Genomic DNA, 20,199 nt, shown 5'->3' with positions numbered 1-20,199 from the left:
GGATTAATTGATTTATACACGTTTGCAATCAGATTCCAACAATAGAAAAATGTGAATATCGGAAACAATAAACCTAAATATTTAAAATCCTTTTCTATTGTTAAATCAACACCAGCTAGAAACCAATAAATTCTTGTAAGAAACAACATAACCCCTCCAAAAATCCAAATCGAATTGACTTGAGCAAATCGTAATTTAATTTTTTTTCTTTTTACTGTAGTTGTGGGTTTACTCATCCACATATATGTTGTAAAGCAGAATGCGAATGCTATTGATGAATATCCAATTAATATTAGGTAGTAAGTTGAAAATTTATAGTCAACAATATTAGACCAACTTAAATCATTTATATAGACACCAATATTGCACAATTTCAATGTTAATCGGAATAATTTATTAAAGATTAAACTAAATCCAAATCCGACTAATAGACCACTATAAAATCTAAATCTCCCAATTTCTTTGATTGAAAAGCTAGATTTCAAATTGTTCAAAATGTAGAATTTTTAGGTTTAATTATTCTTGTCAGTTTATTTTCTAAACGATTAAATACAAGTCTAAAACCTATTTCAAGAAAAATATATCTAATAACAATTACGGATAAAATAATTGGAATAATAGCACTTAATTTATTTTGAAAAACTGCTGTTATTATTCCAGATAGAGCAAAAAGTGATGCTAAAATGAATAACAGTTTTAATGTTTTACTTATACCTGCTTTTATTTTTACTCTTCCATTGTCAATAATACCAGTCAGGATGCAAAATTCACCAATTAACTTTCTAGATAATTTTATTTGAAATTCATTTTCCCCAATTTCACCAATAAACGTTTGATCATTCCAATGTGAAACAAATTGTTCATCTGAAAGTGTCACGTTTTTTAATTTGGTTATTGCATACTTTTTCTCCGTTAGTAATTCAATAGAATATATTTTTTCAGGAAACATTATCATTTAGTTGAAGCTTTCTTAAAAATGTTGCACAACGGTCTCGGCTATCGCAAGTTGCGGGAGTAGGGACGCGGAGTTGTCGGATTAATTGTTTTCTTTCCTGGTTAATAAAATTACACATTTTCGGCAATACCCGTTATTTGCGATGAGCCGTTGTTGGCAACTGTTATCTATTCTATAGTCATAGTTACAACGAAGTAATGCGGAATGTCAAATTCTTTACCTAAATTTTCTGGTTTTACGCCTGATTGTGCAACTCTACAATATGATTTTGATCCGTCCTCGTAAACGGTTGGCGTTATAATCGTAAATAACGGAAACTCATTATCTATATCATAACTTTCTGAATAATCTGCACTAAGAAAATCTTTATAAGCATATCGTCCATTAGACTCCAATATTTCATAATTCATTTTAGGACTAGAGAATCCATTACCATTTAGTTCGAAGACAAGTTCATCGTTCTTGTTTTTAGTTATGAAAGTTATGTTTAAAGTGTCTTTACTCATTCTGAAATATTCGTCTTGAGAACTATAAAACATAGTATCTATTTTGACTAATTCTCCTTGCTTATATTCAGTGATTCTGACTGTATAATTTCTACCTTTTAAATTTCCACTAAAAGTATATTTAGCTAAATTAATCTGTTCAAATCTTAAAATCGTTTCTAAATCTTTACTATCAATGCTGTAGTCAACTTGCATCAAAACTTTTTCCTGCGCAATTGAAGTTGAAATTGAAAGAAGAATTGTGAATAACGAAATTATTATTTTCATATGTGTTTATTTTGCGATTATTAAGGAAATTTTCTCTTGGATAATTGTTGCCAACGGTCCCGGTTATCGCCAGTTGGCGGAGTAGGGGACGCGGATTTGTCGGCTTAGTATTGGTTTGTTGGTCAAGTTAATTATTTTCTTTCTAACGCTGCCGGCTATTGGCGATTAACCGTTGTTGTGTGCTGGCCAATTACATTAAAATTTCTTCTTTAACTATTTCAAAGTGAAATGGTACTTTTTTAGCCTGGAATACCTTTACACCTTTCTTTTTAGCAATTTCGAGAATTTCCTTTTTGTCCTGTTCAGGCATCATAATTCCTAAGATTATTTCTGCTATAAAACTATCAGGAAAATTTACTTTTCTTTCTTCATTGGTTGGTTCTTCAGGATATAAATTGAAAAATCTGTATTCATTTTCGTATTTCCAATCGTATGCTTTGGTGTGAGTTTCTTTAAAAGCATTTACCATCGTTCCTTCTTTAGATAAGGGATCTATTAAGGGAAAGGCATTGTCTGGATTGTAATTAACCGGACCTCCTTTTCCAAAGAACCTAGAATTTCTCATTTTCTCCTCCCAGAATCCAACACAATATCCTTTATGAAAATCTCCATAATGAGACCACATTAAAATACTATCCCATCTTGAGGACATTGATAAAACTCCATAGGATTTATCTTGATTTTCAAATAATATTTTTTCGTGATTGTTTTGCATTTCATCCAAATGATTTGTGAAATCATTAGTTAAGGATTTAATTTCTCCTTGAATGTTTAACCCATTTCTTATTATAAATGCTTTATGACGTTCAACATAATCTAATGCATACTGTTTAACTTTGTCAGGTGTATTAAGTGTTTTATAATTTATAGGTATTCGACAATCAAAGGGATCATTAAAATATTTTGGTGAAGTCATAAACAGTTCATTCTTTTTAAGAACTGCTTTATTAAAATCCGAAGTCCAATTTCTGTATTTATATACGATTTCCGGATAATTTTCTGGTTTACTCATATTTCTTTTTGGCTTGCACACAACGGTCTCGGCTATCGCAAGTTGCGGGAGTAAAGACGCGGATTTGTCGGATTAGTTATTTTCTTTCCTGGTTTCTAAAATTACACTTTTTCCTGAATACCCGTTATTTGCGATGAGCCGTTGTTGTGCGCTGGCATTGCGTTCCCATCATCTTGTCTAGAATTTTTTATATTTCTTAATTTTGTGAATTAGTTTCTAGCATTTTAGGAACTTGATCGTAATATTCTTGAGTTAAGACTTCTGTCCATTCTGTTGGTTTTTCTCCGCTATAGAATGCTAAAAATGTAACATCACATTCTTTTGTAGATGAGTGCCAATGCTCAGTTTCTTTTTCGCATCTAATTACATCTCCCTCTTTTAGAACTATGGGCTTTTTACCCTTTTCTTGATAGTAGGCTTTACCATCTACAATTACTAAAACTTGAACAGAACCGTGTTTGTGCCAATCTAAAGTTGAGTTAGCTTTGAAGGTTGCTTTGGTAATGTTGTAACCTAATTCTTCATCATCGTGAATTAGTGGATTTAACCAAGCTTCTCCAATGTAATGAGTATTGGGTGCCTTAGTTCCTTCTGTCTTATAGGAAGATACTTTATAATCAGAACTTTGAGCAGCTATAAATAATGGAGCGAAAAATATCAGTGTAAGAATTGAATATTTCATAATTGTTTTTTTATTAATTATTTTCTTAAATCCTTCTTCGTCAATGCTTGCGTACAACGGTCTCGATTATCGCAAGTTGGCGGAATAGGGAATGCGGCGTTGTCGGATTAGACCTGGTTTGTTGGTGAATTTAATTATTTTCTTACTAACGCTACCGTCTATTTGCGATGAATCGTTGTTGCTAACTGTGCCTTTACAGAATTAAGTTCTTTTGGATTTTGGTTCATAGTTGATTCTTTTGTTTAAATTCGATCATTCTAAATTTTTCTTTTTGAACCAATATTTAAAATTCATTCTTGAATTAATATTGATAGTTTTCATAGTTCTATTTTTCTATGTTCTGACTATTGACCTTTTCATTTTCAATCGATTGTTTTTACGGTTAGAGTTTTTGTCCTGGCTTTTTTATCTACTTCCAATTTTACTCAGTTTAATTTTTCTTTTAGGAGCTGTTTTTTTTAAAAATTATCTTTTTAAGGCAATTTTGATTGTTTTATCGAATAGCTATTTAGCCCTTTCTTTTTTTATGATTCTAGGAATTTATTGTGAAGAGGAGAAGAATTTAGGCTCAATACATATTCTAATTGTAATTCTGATATCATTATTATTAGGTGGAATTCATTTTAAAAAACTTCTTCCGGACTTACCGCGACATTATATATTCTTGGTAGGTTTTGCTTCAATTATTGTTTTAGCAGATCTTTATTTTACCTTTATCAGTTATGATTTATTTTACGTGAATCTAATGACTTTTCTAGAAGTTATTTATCAGAGATAAGTCCGAAATTTTGTTCTAGCAGAATTTTTCTGGGCATTGTTTGCAACGGTCTCGGTTATCGCCAGTTGGCGGAGTAAGGGACGCGGAATTGTCGGCTTAGTTTTGGTTTTTTGGTTAAGATAATTATTTTCTTTCTAACGTTGCCGTCTATTGGCGATTAACCGTTGTTGTTGCCAGTGTTTGCACTATAATTACAATTGGTAATCTAACTCCAGTTTTCCATCTGTAGCTTTATACGGATCTAACTTTATATATTTTTTTGACTCGCCATAATAGTCCATGCGTATTTCTTTTTCAAAATCACCGATGAAGTAATAATCAAATTTTTCATCTTCATTTTTATCCGAACTGATATTCAGTCTGATGGAGTCATTTGAGTATCCTTTAATTTTTGCATAAAAAACAGAATAATTTTTATCAGACATGGGAACCAGGCTATCGATAAATACTTTTTCGAAATTATCAATTTTCGCGCTCTTTTTATCAGCGCTGCTATTACAGGATGATAAGAGAGCAATTAGAGTGAGTAATATAAGATTCTTAATATTCATGTAGTTAATGTATTAATCGGGATCACACTGCAAATATTGGCTACAACGGTCCCGGTTATCGCCAGTTGGTGGAGTGAGGGACGCGGATTTGTCGGCTTAGTGTTGGTTTGTTGGTTAAGTTAAGTATTTTCTTTCTAATGCTACCGCTTATTGGCGATTAACCGTTGTTGTACACCGTTTTATTACTTAATTTAGATTGTAATCTGGCACTGAAATCTTTTTTACAAAAATCAATGCATCGTATGTGTCTGAATATGCTTTATTAATTAAAATTCTGTGCAAAGGTTTTGGTTTATAACCCCCTCCACCAATTAGCAAATGTTTTGACTTTTCATTGAAGAATTCTAAATTGCTGTTGAATTGAAAAAAATAAATGTCCTTGTCTACTTCCATTAAGGTTTTTGCATAAGTTTTTCTAACCGGTTTTTCTATATCATAAGTTTTCCAATAATTCCCTTTCTTTTTATCAGAAACTAAACCGTTTATTTTTCCAATTCCAAAATCAAATCCTACTGCGTAATAATCGTCACCATAATGATCCTTTAAATTACGACCCAGGTTAATAATATTACTACCTGTACTGTGCATTTCTTTTTTATTAATGTGTTCGTTATGAGCCCATATAAATACTTTCCCATTTTTAGATAGATTTTCTACAATATATTTGACATTTTCAAACATTTTTAAATCTCTGAATTCTGTACTCTTAGGATATTCTTCTTTAACCAAAGAAGCATATTCCGTATAACTTATTAAGTAATCTAAACTTCTTAAAACATTTTTATACTTCTCACTTGCTAGGTTTGATCTAAGTATTTGTTGTTTAAGCTCGTTTAATTTTGGAAGCTGAATTTGCCACCAAGCTTCTTCTTTACCATAATCTATTTTCTTATTTGCAGCACTATCGGTAACAGCTAAAAGCTTTTCGTCTATTGAGATTTTATTGCTATCCACAAACTCTCGTATCTCTTTATTAAGATTTTCACCTATCTGAATATCCATTCCATAAAATTTAATTTGCTGATCTTGGGGTTTACCTTGATTATATTCTCTCATCCATTGTAAAAGATTTACAATCTCCTTAGTGTACCAAAATCCAGTATTAAAATTTTTAGCAATAGTTTTTAAATCTCCTTTACCTCCACTAATCCATTCATTTATTCCTGATTCAGCTTGGTAAGATTCTTCCATTATAAACGTTTTTACACCTTCCATTTTTACCAAATGTTTGAAGAATTTGGCTTTTAGGTCAAAAAATTCTTTCGTGTTATGGGATGCTTCTCCGAACCCATAAATTTTAGCGTTAGAAAATTTTTGAGGTGTATTTTGTTTAAAGAGTTTTAGTTCAGAATCAGGATTTGCATCTTCAATTTCTATAGAATTATTCGTTATCCAATTTATCGTTTCTTTTTTTTGAGAAAATAGAAGGAGTGGTGAAATAAGAATGAAGATTGAAAGTAAATTTTTTAGCAAAATGTTTGTTTTAAAATGGTGTACAACGGTCTCGATTATCGCAAGTTGGCGGAGTAGGGAACGCGGCGTTGTCGGCTTGGACCTGGTTTGTTGGTGAATTTAATTATTTTCTATCTAACGGTACCGTCTATTTGCGATGAATCGTTGTTATTTACAGTGGCTATATATTAACTTTCTTTAAGTTGTTTTTCCTTATTTAAACTTTTATAAAATGAATTGGAAACCCCAATAAGAATTATAAGCCAAATAATTCTGAATAGCCAAATATTCATTTCTATTGATAAAATCTCATGTTTCGAATCTGGATTTATGAAGGATTCTATAATACTAATAAGTGCGATTATTCCAGCTATGATATTTACTATTTTCATGATTCAATTGTAAATTTTGCTACGGTTATATTTTTTTCTTTTTGGATTCTTTGGCTAATGGAAATAAGGAGGCTGAAATTACAAACGCTGTAATAAAAAATACATGAATTATTGTTTTTGGTTCTAACCATTCATATTGACCTATTATAATTCCCAATAAGAGTAATATGTTTAAAAAGATTAAACCTGTTTTTATTTTTTTATTCATGTATTTGACTTGTTAAAAAGGATTATTCCAACCGTGAATTGCATTTTCAATCGTCCAATCTATGAAAATTAGAATTATTATAATTGAAAAGATAATTCCTATGATTTTTAATAAATTATTTGATTTCATTTTTTGATTTTTAGTCAGTTTTCTTCTTTGTTGGATCACTGTGGCCATTGTATATAACGGTTTCGGTTATCGCCAGTTGGCGGAGTAGGGGACGCGGATTTGTCGGATTAGTATTGGTTTGTTGGTCAAGATAAATATTTTCCTTCTAACGGTGCCGTTTATTGGCGATTAACCGTTGTTGTAAACAGTGCATTTGCTGAAATTAGTTAGAAATTAATCTATTCCCAAATCATTGTTAATGGAATGATGTACTTGAATTTCACTAATCGGAATACCCATATTTTTATGTATGGTTCCACAAATAATTCTTTCAACTTCATATTTATTTTTGATAGTTTGAATATCAATCAATTTTTCTGAATTCAAAGAAATAATCCAGTCAATTAACTGTCTGATAGTTGATCGTGTTATTGGTAGATTTCTTTTTATTGTTCGATGACCTAAAAACTTTAAGCTAGATCCTATATTAGGATTGAAATCGAAAGCATAAAGATCTGGTAATTTGAGCTCCAATCTTTTTTCTAGTATGGACCAATTTTTTCTTAGTTCAGGTAAAGTATACAATTCTGAAATTACCGTGTCAGGTTCTATTTCATTATTTATTATATCAGATTCTGGGATTAAATTTTTCACTTTATAAAACATTATTTTTGATAAACATTGATCTGTAGGGTGAGTGGTAATATTTTTATAAACGCAGTCAACTAAATCCTGGACGGTATTTATTTTTTTAGCTTCTTCATCTGCTATTCTTATTCCAAATTTGTTTTCGATGGACATTAATAATTCTACAGAATCCAATCCCATATTGTTTTTTGTATAATCTGGTTTCTAATATGCATTGTTTACAACGGTTACGGTTATCGCAAGTTGCGGGAGTATGGACGCGGACTTGTCGGATTAAATATTTTCTTTCCTGGTTTCTAAAATTACACTTTTTCTACAGTGCCCGTTATTTGCGATGAACCGATGTTGGCATTAGTACTTAGTCCACAAATGTTTCTTTAAGCACCTCTTTACACTTTTTGATTTCCGAGATGGATAATGATTCAAAGATTTTTACAATTCTTTGTTTGTCAATTGTTCTAATTTGGTCAATTGCTATCATTCCTTTTTTTCCATTTGATTTTACTGGAATTCTTGTCGGATATTTTTTCGTATTTGTTGTCATTGGAGCAACAACTATTGTTCTCAAATATTTATTCATCTCATTTGGGGAAATGATTACACAAGGTCTTGTTTTTTTTATTTCACTTCCAACAGTCGGATCTAGATTAACTAGAACTATATCATATTGATTTAAATCCATTCATCGAAGTTTTCATCATCAAACACATCATTCATCAGAAGTTGATCATCTTCATTTTTGGCCAGTTTCTTAAATTTCTCTTCCCAATTTTTTCTTGGTGAATCAATTGGTCGGAGTATAATTTGACCTTTTTCTAAAATGAGTTCTACTTTATCTTTTATGTGATATTTTTCAAGAATCGTTTTGCTTAAACGAAGTCCTTTTGAATTGCCAATCTGTATAATTGAAGTTTCCATAACTTTTATTTTTGTAAATACAAAGTTATTACTTTAAATCACATTTCAAAATTAAATTTTCTCAGTTGAAGTATTAATGCCAACGGTCTCGATTATCGCAAGTCACGGGAGTAGAGAAGCGGAGTTGTCGGCTTACCGTTTTTCTTTATTGGTTTTCTAAAATACACTTTTTAGGCAATACCCGTTATTTGCGATGAATCGTTGTTGTGGTTAGTTATTTTCGTACTCAACTTCCATCTGTTTACTTATTCTCAATCCCGATTTTGAGTATTTTTGTTTATTCCATACGTAAACTTCTTTCTCAAAATATTTATGGTGCATTTCTAGAGAAAATGTTGACGAATCGCCTTTCCTATCAATTTCTGAGATTATTTTTTCTTCTATTATTCCTTTTACTATTTGATTGCCTTCTTTATAACCATAAATTCCAAAGAATGGTTTCATAGTTCCATCACTGAAACTGTCTTTTTTAATTATGGAGTCAGAATATTGATTGTCTACAATTACAGTTAAAAGATTTGATTCTCGATCATTAAAACTTGTTTCATAATTTTTAACTCTGGCTAGATTTCTTCCAATTTTGATAGTGTCCGGGATATCTAATTCATAATAAGAACTAGGTTCTATTTTTACGTTTCCATTGCTATCGTAATAGTAAACCTGATTTTTGTAAAGTTGATCTTTTTCAGTTCTGTATTCTGTTTCTGAAACTTTTCTTCCCTTTGAATCATATTCTGACCACCATCCGAATTTATAATTATCTTTTACTAATCCTTTTTCTTTGATTTCCCCATTTTTATGGAAAGAATATAGTGTGTCTATAATTTCTCCATTTTTATAATAAGCTAAGCTTTCTAATTCACCATCTTTTTTCGTAGCTCCGTATCCCGTAAAATCTAAATCTTTATCAAGATCAATTAATTCAATTTGGATTTTTTGTCCATTTAATGTTACAGTTGATTTCTCTTTCTTGGTGATACAACTTGTAATCAGAATTATCAAAAGTATATAGTTCAGTTTTCTCATAAATAATTAACTACAACGGTCTCGGCTATCGCAAGTTGCGGGAGTAAAGACGCGGCTTTGTCGGATTAGTTATTTTCCTTCTTGGTTTCTAAAATTACACTTTTTCCTGAATACCCGTTATTTGCGATGAGCCGTTGTTAGGCACAGTTAATCTTTCCAAAACATTATTTTGACATGATTTATTAATTCAAAATCAGTAGAATTATTCTGCTTTTCTTGCGTTAATTCTGAACCTCCCCATTCTTTTGTCATTAAATGCAAGTGCTCTGATTTGGACTCCTGCGATAAACTTGATAAAATATTATTCAATTGATCGATGCCATTTTGATCTAAGTGAATTTCGATTTTTCCATCAGAATTTGAATATTCAAATGTAAGCATGTGTAGTTTTTTTGTTAATTGTTCCGCAATTTTAAATACCAATTAGCATTATTCAGTCAATTTTGATTCGATTTAGTAATTAAAATCTATGGAACAAGTTTATTACTTTTTAAATAATCTCAATTCGCATTATTAAAATTTTTAATAGCTCGATTTTTTTATTTAGACCTAATTATAATCTAGGATGCTTTTTAAGTTCCATTCAATAAATCTATAAGTTATGATTTGTTGCGTTAAGTTATTGAACTCAGGGATTTTCAATTTAATTGTGCCTAACGGTCCCGGTTATCGCCAGTTGGCGGAGTAAGGGACGCGGATTTGTCGGCTTAGTATTGGTTTGTTGGTTAAGTCAATTATTTTCTTTCTAACGCTACCGCTTATTGGCGATTAACCGTTGTTGTTAAACGTTTTTTTACTCAATATTTCTTTCGAAGCTATTTTCATAACTCGTATCAAATCCGATATAAGTTATTTCATTGATTTTTATCATTTCCCTTCCTGTCCATTTAGAATTTTCATCTAGTAACTTTAGCTCTAAGTTATTTTCGGAAAGACTTTTTATCTGGCCGATAAAATAAGAATCATCATCAGATTCTGTAAATATCGCTACCAATTTTTCGTTTTGTAATTGCGACAAACATTCAAACATATTGTTCATTTTATCGATGGGTAATTTGTTTATAAAATCGGAAGAATTGTTGTTTTTAATTTCCTTTAATTCTTCTTTATCCCATTCTCGATATTTCTCAATTTCATATCCTCTAATTATGGCATATCCATCAAATTCTTGAATTTCTTCATTAAAACAATTTAAAATGAAAATTTCATCATTCGATTTTAGACAAATTCCAGCATAGACTTTATCTCTATTTGGAGATAGATCAATATTAATCGGAGTTCTATTTTTTATTAATTCTTCCAATTTTCTAAAAAAATGTTTTACAACGGTTACGGTTATCGCCAGTTGGCGGAGTAGGGGACGCGGATTTGTCGGCTTAGTATTGGTTTGTTGGTCAATTTAAATATTTTCTTTCCCACGGTGCCGCTTATTGGCGATTAACCGTTGTTAGGCAACGTTTTCTCGCATTTTCATTATTATATCCGGTATTTCATTCCAATCATCAACCCAAACAGTTTGAACACCAAATGAAGCCGAATCATTTTCTTCAAATCGTTCGTAAATTTCGGTCACTAATTTTATAGTTTCATCGAAATTTAATTTTGCTTTGTTTTTTTCATTTAAAACATCTTTTGAGTCTAACTTTTTTTCTAATGTTTTACTTAAACTTTCACTATCTATTTTCTTTTTAAAAATATAATGATGTTTTCTTTTATTTCCTTTTTGTTTTAAAGCAATATCTAGAAGTCTTCTAATATTTGGATCAGTCAATGAGCTTCCTACAAATAGACAGACGTTTTCCCTAAATTTATTAATTTGAACCATATTATTCCAACTATATAAGTCAGAATACTGTTGGTGATAATTGTTTTCTCCTAATGTAATTTTATTAGCGTCATCTAGCTTTTTATTTTCCGGTAAATATCCGTGTACATGATAAATAGGTAATTCACCTTTTTTGGTTTCCATTCCTAAACCATAAACCGATTTGTATGGAATATCTAATTTTGTTTGCTCAATTCTGTATTCTAGTATATCATCAAAATTGTAAGTAATAATACTATCTAAATTTGGGCTTTTTCCAGGTGCAACACAAATTTTTACAATTTCATCTAAAAGTTCTGATTTTTTATCCTTGTCAATTTTTGAATACAAAACATCGCGGACAGTATTCTCAAAAGAGCTATTATTTTTTTCAAAATATTCTTGTAAATACCTGCCAGCGATTAGTGGATTTGGTGAAAATATTTCATTAAATAGACGAGATAGTATATGTGAGACATTGTTTTCTTTTTTAATTGTATGCACCATTAAGTTTTGAAGTAATAAATTCCAAGATGGAACTCCAAACTCATATGAAATCCCAGCGCCAAGTACAAAAACTAAATTCTCTTCTTTATAGGCATCTTGAATATTCTTTAATGATTGTCTTTTAGTTATTGTATTGGATTTGGGGAGATTATCAATATAACTTGTAATATTTATATCGTTATCTTTTATTTCGTCTAATAATTTCCACCAATTTACTAATGGACGATCAGCAATTTCGTTATTGATAAAGTTTACAAGGGATTTAGGTGGTTTTCTAAAATTCGAATTGCTCATATATAAAATAATCTTCGTTGAAAATGGTGCCTAACGGTCTCGGTTATCGCCAGTTGGCGGAGTAAGGGACGCGGATTTGTCGGCTTGGTATTGATTTGTTGGTCAAGTTAATTATTTTCTTTCTAACTGTGCCGCTTATTGGCGATGAACCGTTGTTGCCTACTGTTTTATTGTAGATAACTATTCGTATTTACTAACTCAAATTCTGGAGAACTTTCAAATAGTATGTTGAGGATATTCATATGTCCTGAACCAAATATAACCAGAATTTTATCATCATCATTTATATCGATTCTTTGAATGTTTCTAAAGATTTTCAAGTTTCTATTAAACCAGCGTCCAGTTTCAAAATTTACTCCAAAGAATTCTCTTTCGTCACTTTCGTATTTAAAAGGTCCAATTAAATAATTTCCTAAGCTTTTTCTAATATTTTCAGGATCATTTAATTTTATTAGTTCAGCAAGAATGCCTTCTTCCTTAAAGACGTTTTTTGGACTATATTTTAAATTAGCATCTGTATTTTCTTTATAGTAATTGCTGAACTTCTTTTTTTCTAAGGAATCTTTACCAAAAAGTGCCTGATCAACTTGTTGATTAAAATCTCCCCATTCATCAACACAATACAACTTTTTAATTCCAATTTTCTTTGCTAACCTAAATCCAATTTGTTGTGATTCATCTCTCTTTAAGTCATATTCTCCATTTAAATAGGAATTGAATAATGAATCAATAAACTTTTGTTTTGAAGGTTTACGCTCTATAATTATGATAGTAGGTTGGAATTTTTCAAGTTTCTGTACTACCGATTTAATTTCTTCTTGATAGTTAGGTTTGAGTACATCAATTTGATTCGATTTTTCTGTTTGGACGAAATCGTTATTTGGGAAATTAAAATGAAATGACCCTAATGTTAGGACTTCTGTTTTATTTGTTTGAGCGTTAAATTGTAAAGTAAATAATAGAGTAAAAAGTAATGGGTGAATTTTCATTATTGTTTTTAATAATGACAAAACATCTTTTGAAATGTTACACTTCAAATAAAATTGTAGGCAACGGTTACGGTTATCGCAAGTTGGCGGAGTAAGGAACGCGGATTTGTCGGCTTAGTATTAGTTTGTTGGTCAAGTTAATTATTTTCTTTCTAAAGCTGCCGTTTATTGGCGATTAACCGATGTTGTGCCCAGTTAAATGCTGTATCTTGTTTTATTTTTGTCACCTATTTTTTTAAATAATTTGAGGTCTACGCCTTTTTTCAAATCTCGACTTGCTGTTGCAGCAGATATATCTTTGAAAACTTCCATATAATCTTTTCGAGTAAATTCCCTTTTGTTAAGTGATACAAAATATTCAAGTCGATCTTTCTCATTTAAAGTGCGGCTATTGAAATCTAATAATTCATCTAAGGATTTATTAATTACTCCCAACATATAATCTATAAAAGCTGTTGAATTTCCAGACTTATCACTATCGGATAAAGCTTTATAATATTTTTCCTGGTCTTTACTTATTAAAGTTTCGAAAGGTAAATATTCAAAAATTGGATATTTCTCCATCAATATTAAAGTTTGCCAGAGCCTGCCCATTCTGCCATTTCCATCTAAAAATGGATGAATAAATTCCATTTCATAATGGAAAACACAGCTTTTTATTAATTCTATTTCTTTTGAGGATTTCAAGTAATTAAAAAGGTCTTTCATCAAATAAGGAACGTTTTCATGAGGTGGAGCAAAATGTTCAACTTGCGATCCTTTCATTATACCTACTCCTTGTCTTCTATATTTGCCAGCATCATCTATAAGATTAGTCATTAAATGTTTATGGCATTCTAAAAATGATTTTTCACTTGATGGTTTATAATTTTCTAAATGTTTATAGATATCAATCGCATTTAGAACTTCTTTTACATCTTTTTTTGGACCAATTATCCTTTTGTTTTCAAGTAAAGCTGTAATCTGTTCTTCGGTTAATGTGTTACCCTCAATTTTTAGTGTAGAATGAATTGTTCTTATTCTATTCTCCTTTCTCAATTTGGGAGAAGGCTTGTATAAATAGTTTGCATTGATAGCTCCAACTTTCTCTGAAATAGAAGTGATTTCTTTCAAAATATTTGGGGTGATATCGTAAGGTGGCTTCATTTGATACTATCATTTGATATTACCAAAGGTAAAATCATTTACTTATTATTCGAAGAAAAATCATAATTTTTAATTGGGCACAACGGTCCCGGTTATCGCCAGTTGGCGGAGTAGGGGACACGGATTTGTCGGCTTAGTATTGGTTTGTTGGTCAAGTTAATTATTTTCTTTCTAACGGTGCCGGCTATTGGCGATTAACCGTTGTTGCCTGCTGTGTTTTACTGAAATTTATCTTCTTTATGATTTATAGTTGTATTTCGTAGATATAGCAAACTCCGGATTTGTAATCACAGAAATATCTTGACCCTTGGTCAAAATCATCGTTAATTTTAAACTCAATTGAATTTTTAGATGGATTAAACCAATTTGGTAAATCTGACGGTTTTATCCATTTTTCATTTGTTTTTATTAAATTATTTTGTTCAACAAATCTATCCCACCATTTTTTAGTTGGACGCATTTTTAAACTCATTATATATTCTTTAGTCCAGTGGGCGGATTGCCAATATTGTCCTTTTATCAATTTTAACTCTTTAGGAGCTTTTGAACCGGTCCAAAATTGATAAGTTTTATTTGGATCTTTAGTTTGCTCTTCATAACAACTAATAGTCAATAAGAGAATAAAGATTAAACCGATTTTTTGAATAAAAATTTTCACTTTTTTATTTTTTCTTCTTTACTGTGTTTTGTGAACATTGCTGGCAACGGTTACGGTTATCGCAAGTTGCGGGAGTAGGGACGCGGACTTGTCGGATTAGTTGTTTTCTTTCTTGGTTTCTAAAATTACACTTTTTCGATTAAACCCGTTATTTGCGATTAACCGATGTTGGCGGTAGTTAATTTATTCTATATATGTTGCTTAGAAACTTCTAAACTACTTTAAATTTTACTTTACCTCAATTGCATTATTTAGGTGATAAGGAAACAGCTAGGTTCATTCTGTAGTAACAGGTTTACTTAATTATTTTCATCAAAGTTTTTATAGTTCTATAGTTATCTGCATTATCAGGAAAAAAATTAAAATTCTTTCTTTTTATCCTAAGATTAATCTTGTGATCAATCTTTTCAACTATTAATATTGAGTTGAAAAATCTTTTGTCAATTTGCATGAAAATGAACCCATCACTTTCTTTGAAATTTACAACTTGTATAAATTGTGATTCCAATACTTCTCTTATTTGGTTCCAATTTTTTTCGCTGTAATCTATATTAAATGAGTGCTTTGATTCAAGAAAATCCTCAGTTTTGATATCATCAAACGTTTCATAATCGAAAACATGCCTGCAAACAATTAGAGATGCGATTCCAATACCAGCTACAAAAGGTATATATGGGTGCTCAAAATGTGATCCGTTCGTAATAATCCATGCAAGGTATCCGACTGGAAACATATAAATCGTCTTCACTAGAAACTTCCCTATTTTTGAGTGCATTAATGAAATATCCATTTTAAATTGATTGGATTAAGTTTTTAAATCACTGAGCATCTAATTAATTACCGCCAACTCGTTATATCCACCCAAATATACATATTTATCCGAGTATGTTTCGGGATAAACGCAGATCCGACTGTCCTTTATCTCCCTTCTCCAATAGCTTTTTGATAGTGGAATCAAGCGGACTCTCAATTTTCAACAGATCTTTTTTGGTGACATGCGTATAGATCATCGTAGTTTCTGGTTTAGCGTGGCCTAGCAGTTCCTGGATATATCTTAGATCTGTTCCGTTCTCCAGCATATGCGTGGCGAAACTGTGTCTTAGCGTATGTGGAGTCACCCGTTTTCTAATCTTTGCTCTTTCGCAGGAATCCTTCAGGAATCCGCGAATCGCGGAACTGGAGTATTTTCCGCCGTTACCTTCAGCGAAGTAACGCTTAGGTTCATAAGTTTGTAAATAATTCAGTAATAATGGAAGAAAACTTTCTGCCATCATCACATAACGGTCTTTCCTACCTTTTGCCTGTCTAACCAGAATTTGCCTTCTATCAATATCAAGATCCCGCAACTCAAGATTGATCAGCTCACCAATTCGTAAGCCAGAAGAATATATAAGCGCGAGAATACTACGATGTTTCAAATTTCGGGTAAGTCGCAATAGATCGATCAACTCTTCCTTGCTTAGAACCGTAGGTAAATAACTGCTTTTCTTGGGACGCTTCAACGCGTTAAGATCAAATAAAGCATTTTCATTAAATTCAAAATAATGTTTTAAAGCGCTAATACATTGCCGGTGCGTACTTATAGAATAGCGTTTCAGAGCAACTTCAGCTTCTATAAACCTGGCGACATCCCTATGCGTGTAATTCTCTTTTTCATGATGAAATTTCAGAAATGAGTGCACAAATGAAGAATAGGTTTTGATCGTACTTGGGCTATGTCTCAAACCTTTTAAATATCGCACGAACTTTCGCATGGCCTGTCTTACCTCAACAGTTTCTACAATGGCGATATCTGGAATTCTGGAAAAGTCGAGTAGAGCAGTATTAATTTCTACCTCTATAGATTTGAAGTGGGAGTTAAGGCTCTCCAGGTATTGTTTACCAGCTGGAATATAGAAGCAGGAATGGGTTCGACTCCACCTTACTTCATTGAGCTTTTTCAAATGAGCCTTTAGTTCCATGTCAAACCTAAAGTCTATACCTATCTGTTCAGCATTTTTATGTCTGAATAGAAACAGATTTAATTGCTTCATAAAATTTAATTAACCTTCAAACATAAATGAAAATCCGATTCATAAGGTCGCGTTGGTCGTCAAAACGTTTAAAAACAGAAAGCGCTGGTTAAGAGGTTTATTTAAAATTTGTCCATAAAAAAGGGAGCCGTAGCTCCCTTGTATATATAGAAATGAATAATGACTTACGCCATCATTACAGATTTTGCATTTACAAATTCATGCAATCCAAATCCACCATGTTCTCTACCATAACCTGAATCCTTCACACCACCAAATGGCATGTTAGGCTTGGCAAGTCCAAAGGAATTAATAAATACCATTCCGGTATCAAAGTGCTTTTGAGCTAATTCCTTAGCCTTAGCTTCGTCTTTAGAGAAAATTCCTCCACCAAGACCAAATCTACTGTCATTCGCAATTCTCATCGCATCATCAGTATCTTTCGCTTTGATTAAAGAAGCTACAGGTCCAAAAAGCTCATCATCATAAGCTGGTTGTCCCGGCTCAAGATTTTCAAGCACAGTAGCTGGATAATAGAATCCGTCGCCTTCTGGAATTTTCCCTCCACAAAGGATCTTTGCGCCTTTTTTTACACTCTCTTCTACCTGCTCATGAAGTTCTTCACGTAGATCTTTTCTGGCCATTGGTCCCAGATCGCTATCTTCGCTTGTAGGATCTCCTGCCTTCATATTCTTCATCTGCTCTACAAAAGCATCTCTAAATTTGTCATAAACCGCATCTACTACGATAAATCTTTTCGCAGCAACACAGGTTTCACCATTATTATAGAGACGTCCCTGTACACAGGTTTTTACAGCAAGATCAAGATCTGCATCATCAAGTACGATATAAGCATCGTTACTTCCCAGTTCCAATACCGTTTTCTTAAGTGCTTTTCCTGCTTTTTCACCAATAATCCTTCCGGCGCCAGGGCTTCCTGTAAGGGTCACTCCGCGCACTCGTTTATTTTCGATTACCTCATCACTCTGGTCATGAGAAATCACCAGTGTTTTGAATAGGTTTTCTGGTAAACCTGCGTCCTTGTAAATTTGCTCCAGTAAAATTCCTGTTCCGGTTACATTTTCAGCATGCTTCAGCAATACTCCGTTTCCGGCCATAAGATTAGCGATAGAATAACGCACTACCTGGTAAGTTGGGAAATTCCATGGTTGGATTCCGTAGATCACGCCCATAGGAGAGTAGGTGATGAAACCTTTTCCACCTTCTGGTAATTCTCTTTCTTCATCCTGTAAACTTTTTGGTCCGTTTTCAGCGGTATAATCACAAATAGCTGAACAGAGTTCAATTTCCTGGTGTCCCTGCTTTTCCAGTTTCCCCATTTCCTCTGTCATTAATTTGGCAAGTTTGTCTTTATTCTTGTCAAGTTCTTTTCCAATATTAACAATAATTTTTGCGCGCTCTTCAGCAGGCTTCATTTTCCATTCCAGGAATGCTTCATGACAGGACTCGATCGCCTTGTTCATTTCATCATTGGTCATCGTATCATAAGATTGGATTTCCTTTCCGGTTGCTGGGTTAATAGTGGTCATTTTTGAATCCTTCGACATAATTTTTATCTTTTTTGTTTAGCAATTTTTCTTGAACACTAAGGTACGTTTTAAGAGAGCCGAAGCTTAATAAGACTTCGTTAAATGAATTCTTCGGAAGGCCCTATAACTTTAAAATTTTTATAAAACTTACTTCTGAAGTATCAATAATTTTTGATTTCCGTGATACTTCCGAAGTATCCTACCAAATCGCTGGGAATTGTTCTCGATAATCTTTCTAATTTTAAAGGGTAAAAACCTAATCCATGATAACCGAATTACAGGAGGCCTATGGCTTCCTATTTGAAAAAGAATTGCTCGAAGAGATCGCCGAATGTGGATCTATTCGTAAGATCGATGCAGGGGAGCGCATTATTGAGTTTGGCGATTATGTTACCGGGATGCCGTTGTTGCTAAATGGCGCTATAAAAATTTTACGCGAAGACGGTGACGGTGATGAATTGCTGCTTTACTTTATAGAAAGAGGAGATACCTGTGCCATGACTCTTAATTGTTGCATGGGCCAGACCAAATCTGAGATTCGTGCGGTAGCCGAAACCGATACTACCATGATTATGGTGCCTATTGCCAAAATGGAAGAATGGACCGCGAGATTTAAAAGCTGGAGAAATTTTGTTTTTGAAAGCTATCACTCCCGTCTTTCTGAAATGCTGGATACTATAGACACGATCGCATTCCTTAATATGGATCAGCGTATTATGAAATACCTGCGGGACAAGGCTAAGATCAATGGAGATGAGAATGTGCAAAGTACCCATCAGCAAATCGCTTATGACCTTCATACGTCCAGAGTGGTGGTTTCCAGGTTATTAAAGAAGCTAGAACTGGACGGCAAGATCAAATTACAGAGAAACCAGATCAAGGTCATCGATCTATAATCCTTCTGTAACACTTGTTACTGCACGTACTCTATGAACCCAATACATTTGCTCCGAAATTAAATTACTATGGATATTCTTGAAATTCTCGGTTATTTTGGAGCTTTACTTATTGGAGTAGTGCTTGGACTCATAGGTGGCGGAGGTTCCATACTAACGGTGCCGGTGCTGGTTTACCTCATGGCAATAAATCCTGTGACCGCGACTGCTTATTCACTTTTTGTGGTGGGAACTTCAGCTTTAGTAGGCGCGCTTAGAAACCTTCCGAAGAAATTAATAGATTTCAGGACCGCAATCGTTTTTGCAATTCCCGCATTTATTGCCGTATATCTAACCAGGATGTACCTCGTCCCGGCAATTCCAGAGGAGATCTTTAGTATTGGCGGACTCACGATTACCAAGAATATCGGGATCATGTTGTTTTTCGCTATTATCATGGTGGTTGCCTCAATTTCGATGATCACTCAAAAACGTACTGAGGATACTGGTGAAGAACAAGCAGTGCAGTATAACTATCCTTTGATAATTTTAGAAGGGATCGTGGTTGGACTGTTAACCGGGATCGTTGGAGCTGGTGGTGGTTTCCTTATCATCCCGGCATTGGTTTTACTGGCTAAGCTTCCCATGAAAAAAGCTGTGGCCACTTCCTTACTCATTATCGCGTTTAAAAGTTTGATCGGTTTTATTGGGGATGTTCAAAACCTTGAAATTGACTGGCCGTTTCTACTCATATTTACCGGGCTCTCCATTGCAGGAATCTGGCTGGGAGTTTATCTGAACAAATTCATAGATGGGAAGAAGTTGAAAAAAGGCTTTGGTTGGTTCGTTTTGGTGATGGGT

23 protein-coding genes are annotated in these 20,199 nt (G+C 32.8%); 2 read left to right on the top strand and 21 right to left on the bottom strand.

The window, feature by feature from the left end; translation table 11 throughout:
* The 21 genes from ACNI3T_RS13765 to ACNI3T_RS13665 form a co-directional block, all read right to left on the bottom strand.
* The coding region (locus tag ACNI3T_RS13765; RefSeq protein WP_418228298.1) for a hypothetical protein at positions 1-236 on the bottom strand (236 nt) is incomplete at its 3' end.
* A gap of 254 nt (positions 237-490) precedes the next feature.
* Positions 491-949 carry a hypothetical protein gene (locus ACNI3T_RS13760; protein WP_418228296.1) on the bottom strand — a complete coding sequence of 153 codons (459 nt, stop codon included), beginning with the start codon at positions 947-949 and terminating at the stop codon, positions 491-493.
* Positions 950-1,122: 173 nt separating this feature from the next.
* On the bottom strand, positions 1,123-1,728 hold the full coding sequence (locus ACNI3T_RS13755; protein ID WP_418228294.1) for a hypothetical protein: 606 nt from the start codon (positions 1,726-1,728) through the stop codon (positions 1,123-1,125).
* Between the two features lie 190 nt (positions 1,729-1,918).
* Positions 1,919-2,740: a DUF2971 domain-containing protein gene (locus tag ACNI3T_RS13750; RefSeq protein WP_418228293.1), complete on the bottom strand. Its 822-nt coding sequence runs from the start codon at positions 2,738-2,740 to the stop codon at positions 1,919-1,921.
* A gap of 196 nt (positions 2,741-2,936) precedes the next feature.
* Positions 2,937-3,422 (bottom strand): cupin domain-containing protein, encoded by a 486-nt coding sequence (locus tag ACNI3T_RS13745; protein WP_418228292.1) that lies wholly within the window; start codon positions 3,420-3,422, stop codon positions 2,937-2,939.
* 969 nt (positions 3,423-4,391) lie between these two features.
* On the bottom strand, positions 4,392-4,751 hold the full coding sequence (locus ACNI3T_RS13740) for a hypothetical protein (RefSeq protein WP_418228291.1): 360 nt from the start codon (positions 4,749-4,751) through the stop codon (positions 4,392-4,394).
* A 186-nt stretch (positions 4,752-4,937) separates the two neighbouring features.
* The gene (locus tag ACNI3T_RS13735) at positions 4,938-6,224 is read right to left on the bottom strand and encodes an erythromycin esterase family protein (RefSeq protein ID WP_418228290.1); all 1,287 of its coding nucleotides are present in this window, start codon (positions 6,222-6,224) and stop codon (positions 4,938-4,940) included.
* A 396-nt stretch (positions 6,225-6,620) separates the two neighbouring features.
* Positions 6,621-6,803, bottom strand: a complete 183-nt coding sequence (locus tag ACNI3T_RS13730; protein WP_418228289.1) for a hypothetical protein — start codon at positions 6,801-6,803, stop codon at positions 6,621-6,623.
* A 342-nt stretch (positions 6,804-7,145) separates the two neighbouring features.
* Positions 7,146-7,739: an acyl carrier protein gene (locus tag ACNI3T_RS13725; RefSeq protein WP_418228288.1), complete on the bottom strand. Its 594-nt coding sequence runs from the start codon at positions 7,737-7,739 to the stop codon at positions 7,146-7,148.
* Between the two features lie 178 nt (positions 7,740-7,917).
* Positions 7,918-8,241: a type II toxin-antitoxin system PemK/MazF family toxin gene (locus tag ACNI3T_RS13720; protein ID WP_418228287.1), complete on the bottom strand. Its 324-nt coding sequence runs from the start codon at positions 8,239-8,241 to the stop codon at positions 7,918-7,920.
* The gene (locus ACNI3T_RS13715; RefSeq protein WP_418228286.1) at positions 8,232-8,477 is read right to left on the bottom strand and encodes an AbrB/MazE/SpoVT family DNA-binding domain-containing protein; all 246 of its coding nucleotides are present in this window, start codon (positions 8,475-8,477) and stop codon (positions 8,232-8,234) included. The genes ACNI3T_RS13720 and ACNI3T_RS13715 overlap by 10 nt, the downstream gene beginning before the upstream one ends.
* Before the next feature lie 210 nt (positions 8,478-8,687).
* On the bottom strand, positions 8,688-9,503 hold the full coding sequence (locus ACNI3T_RS13710) for a toxin-antitoxin system YwqK family antitoxin (RefSeq protein WP_418228285.1): 816 nt from the start codon (positions 9,501-9,503) through the stop codon (positions 8,688-8,690).
* A 147-nt stretch (positions 9,504-9,650) separates the two neighbouring features.
* Complete coding sequence (locus ACNI3T_RS13705; protein WP_418228284.1) at positions 9,651-9,884, bottom strand: Imm32 family immunity protein; 234 nt, start codon at positions 9,882-9,884, stop codon at positions 9,651-9,653.
* A gap of 412 nt (positions 9,885-10,296) precedes the next feature.
* Positions 10,297-10,806, bottom strand: a complete 510-nt coding sequence (locus ACNI3T_RS13700; protein WP_418228283.1) for a hypothetical protein — start codon at positions 10,804-10,806, stop codon at positions 10,297-10,299.
* A gap of 144 nt (positions 10,807-10,950) precedes the next feature.
* Positions 10,951-12,108, bottom strand: coding sequence for an SIR2 family protein (locus ACNI3T_RS13695; protein ID WP_418228281.1), 1,158 nt, complete (start codon positions 12,106-12,108; stop codon positions 10,951-10,953).
* A 167-nt stretch (positions 12,109-12,275) separates the two neighbouring features.
* Positions 12,276-13,097, bottom strand: a complete 822-nt coding sequence (locus ACNI3T_RS13690) for a DUF5694 domain-containing protein (RefSeq protein WP_418228280.1) — start codon at positions 13,095-13,097, stop codon at positions 12,276-12,278.
* Positions 13,098-13,292: 195 nt separating this feature from the next.
* Positions 13,293-14,243, bottom strand: a complete 951-nt coding sequence (locus ACNI3T_RS13685; protein WP_418228278.1) for a Fic family protein — start codon at positions 14,241-14,243, stop codon at positions 13,293-13,295.
* A gap of 244 nt (positions 14,244-14,487) precedes the next feature.
* Positions 14,488-14,901, bottom strand: coding sequence for a hypothetical protein (locus ACNI3T_RS13680; RefSeq protein WP_418228277.1), 414 nt, complete (start codon positions 14,899-14,901; stop codon positions 14,488-14,490).
* Positions 14,902-15,196: 295 nt separating this feature from the next.
* On the bottom strand, positions 15,197-15,691 hold the full coding sequence (locus tag ACNI3T_RS13675; protein ID WP_418228276.1) for a hypothetical protein: 495 nt from the start codon (positions 15,689-15,691) through the stop codon (positions 15,197-15,199).
* Between the two features lie 85 nt (positions 15,692-15,776).
* Positions 15,777-16,934, bottom strand: a complete 1,158-nt coding sequence (gene xerA / locus ACNI3T_RS13670) for a site-specific tyrosine recombinase/integron integrase (RefSeq protein WP_418228275.1) — start codon at positions 16,932-16,934, stop codon at positions 15,777-15,779.
* A gap of 164 nt (positions 16,935-17,098) precedes the next feature.
* A complete protein-coding gene (locus tag ACNI3T_RS13665) occupies positions 17,099-18,481 on the bottom strand; it encodes an NAD-dependent succinate-semialdehyde dehydrogenase (protein WP_418228274.1) in 1,383 nt (460 codons plus the stop codon).
* A gap of 245 nt (positions 18,482-18,726) precedes the next feature.
* Between ACNI3T_RS13665 and ACNI3T_RS13660 the strand changes: the two genes are divergently transcribed.
* Positions 18,727-19,359: a Crp/Fnr family transcriptional regulator gene (locus tag ACNI3T_RS13660; protein ID WP_418228273.1), complete on the top strand. Its 633-nt coding sequence runs from the start codon at positions 18,727-18,729 to the stop codon at positions 19,357-19,359.
* A gap of 69 nt (positions 19,360-19,428) precedes the next feature.
* The coding region (locus ACNI3T_RS13655) for a sulfite exporter TauE/SafE family protein (RefSeq protein ID WP_418228272.1) at positions 19,429-20,199 on the top strand (771 nt) is incomplete at its 3' end.

The organism is Christiangramia qingdaonensis (assembly GCF_048381525.1).
Taxonomy (GTDB): domain Bacteria; phylum Bacteroidota; class Bacteroidia; order Flavobacteriales; family Flavobacteriaceae; genus Christiangramia.
Note: the sequence above shows the minus strand (reverse complement) of the source record. Positions and strands in the feature narration are given on the sequence as shown.

What these genes read in the sequence shown, in the direction of transcription:
- ACNI3T_RS13760 (WP_418228296.1), bottom strand. Translation starts at nt 949, where the DNA reads ATGTTTCCTGAAAAAATATATTCTATTGAATTACTAACGGAGAAAAAG.
- ACNI3T_RS13755 (WP_418228294.1), bottom strand. Translation starts at nt 1,728, where the DNA reads ATGAAAATAATAATTTCGTTATTCACAATTCTTCTTTCAATTTCAACT.
- ACNI3T_RS13750 (WP_418228293.1), bottom strand. Translation starts at nt 2,740, where the DNA reads ATGAGTAAACCAGAAAATTATCCGGAAATCGTATATAAATACAGAAAT.
- ACNI3T_RS13745 (WP_418228292.1), bottom strand. Translation starts at nt 3,422, where the DNA reads ATGAAATATTCAATTCTTACACTGATATTTTTCGCTCCATTATTTATA.
- ACNI3T_RS13740 (WP_418228291.1), bottom strand. Translation starts at nt 4,751, where the DNA reads ATGAATATTAAGAATCTTATATTACTCACTCTAATTGCTCTCTTATCA.
- ACNI3T_RS13730 (WP_418228289.1), bottom strand. Translation starts at nt 6,803, where the DNA reads ATGAATAAAAAAATAAAAACAGGTTTAATCTTTTTAAACATATTACTC.
- ACNI3T_RS13725 (WP_418228288.1), bottom strand. Translation starts at nt 7,739, where the DNA reads ATGGGATTGGATTCTGTAGAATTATTAATGTCCATCGAAAACAAATTT.
- ACNI3T_RS13720 (WP_418228287.1), bottom strand. Translation starts at nt 8,241, where the DNA reads ATGGATTTAAATCAATATGATATAGTTCTAGTTAATCTAGATCCGACT.
- ACNI3T_RS13715 (WP_418228286.1), bottom strand. Translation starts at nt 8,477, where the DNA reads ATGGAAACTTCAATTATACAGATTGGCAATTCAAAAGGACTTCGTTTA.
- ACNI3T_RS13710 (WP_418228285.1), bottom strand. Translation starts at nt 9,503, where the DNA reads ATGAGAAAACTGAACTATATACTTTTGATAATTCTGATTACAAGTTGT.
- ACNI3T_RS13705 (WP_418228284.1), bottom strand. Translation starts at nt 9,884, where the DNA reads ATGCTTACATTTGAATATTCAAATTCTGATGGAAAAATCGAAATTCAC.
- ACNI3T_RS13695 (WP_418228281.1), bottom strand. Translation starts at nt 12,108, where the DNA reads ATGAGCAATTCGAATTTTAGAAAACCACCTAAATCCCTTGTAAACTTT.
- ACNI3T_RS13690 (WP_418228280.1), bottom strand. Translation starts at nt 13,097, where the DNA reads ATGAAAATTCACCCATTACTTTTTACTCTATTATTTACTTTACAATTT.
- ACNI3T_RS13685 (WP_418228278.1), bottom strand. Translation starts at nt 14,243, where the DNA reads ATGAAGCCACCTTACGATATCACCCCAAATATTTTGAAAGAAATCACT.
- ACNI3T_RS13675 (WP_418228276.1), bottom strand. Translation starts at nt 15,691, where the DNA reads ATGGATATTTCATTAATGCACTCAAAAATAGGGAAGTTTCTAGTGAAG.
- xerA (WP_418228275.1), bottom strand. Translation starts at nt 16,934, where the DNA reads ATGAAGCAATTAAATCTGTTTCTATTCAGACATAAAAATGCTGAACAG.
- ACNI3T_RS13665 (WP_418228274.1), bottom strand. Translation starts at nt 18,481, where the DNA reads ATGTCGAAGGATTCAAAAATGACCACTATTAACCCAGCAACCGGAAAG.
- ACNI3T_RS13660 (WP_418228273.1), top strand. Translation starts at nt 18,727, where the DNA reads ATGATAACCGAATTACAGGAGGCCTATGGCTTCCTATTTGAAAAAGAA.